At 36.0% G+C, this 1,043-nt stretch carries 1 protein-coding gene; it reads left to right on the top strand.

Annotated elements, in window-relative coordinates; genetic code table 11:
• The first annotated feature begins 331 nt into the window (after positions 1 to 331).
• Positions 332 to 973, top strand: coding sequence for a reverse transcriptase domain-containing protein (locus B5F09_RS14560; protein ID WP_087375027.1), 642 nt, complete (start codon positions 332 to 334; stop codon positions 971 to 973).
• The last annotated feature ends 70 nt before the right edge of the window (positions 974 to 1,043 follow it).

Genomic DNA, 1,043 nt, shown 5'->3' with positions numbered 1-1,043 from the left:
ATTCACTCCTTTACAGGAAAGAATTATATCAAAAAAGATTACCCTGATTAATGCAAAGTGTAACCACTTATCTGCAACAATTTGGGTAATCTTATTTTAACTTTTATACATCGGTCGAAAAAGGTTTACCACAAGAAGTCAGCTGAGGTCGTAGTAGGTAAAGACATCTATACCAAAGGACCTAATGTTTATATGGTGCAACTCACCATGCGCAATGTTTGGATAGTTCGAAATCGAGGATAGTTCCATAAGTGGGAATCGTAATCCCATGGGGATGAAGGTAGAGGGAATGGTTCCAAATATATTTACAAAAGGAAGGAGAAGCAACAACATGAAATTAATCGAAGTGATTTTAAGAGATGAAAATCTCGAAGAGGCAATGAAAAGAGTCAAGAGTAATAAAGGTGTACCTGGCATTGATAAGATGACAGTGAATGAAATTGACGAGTATTTCAAGACCCATAAGGAACAGATAAAGAAACAGATACTGGAGAAGAAATACAAACCCCAACCAGTAAAAAGAGTCTATATTCCTAAATCAAATGGTAAGAAAAGACCCTTAGGAATTCCAACAGTAGTAGATAGGGTCATCCAACAAGCGATAGCACAAGTATTATCAGAAATTTATGACAGTAAATTCAGTGATAATAGTTTTGGCTTTCGACCAAAGAGGAGTGCACATGATGCCATCATGCGAACGCTAGACTACTTGAATGAAGGATACGAATGGGTCATCGATTTAGATATAGAAGCGTACTTCGATACGGTAAATCATGATAAATTAATTTCAATACTTAGAGAGCATGTGAATGACTCGACAACACTGCATTTGATTCGCAAATTCCTGCAGGCAGGAATCATGGAAAATGGTCTCGTAAAGGCTAGTAACATAGGAATGCCTCAAGGAGGATTATGTGGATATCAGCATAATCCTCCTTATGTGGAGTTAGTTATTATGCCGAGTAAAGTTTGAAAAGTATTTATTTTATAGGCTTTTCTATTTATTTTCTCGGCATAATGTATCACAGTTATAGTAGAAATAA

The sequence above is a fragment of the Erysipelatoclostridium sp. An173 genome, assembly GCF_002160495.1.
Taxonomy (GTDB): Bacteria; Bacillota_I; Bacilli_A; order Erysipelotrichales; family Coprobacillaceae; genus Thomasclavelia; species Thomasclavelia merdavium.
Note: the sequence above shows the minus strand (reverse complement) of the source record. Positions and strands in the feature narration are given on the sequence as shown.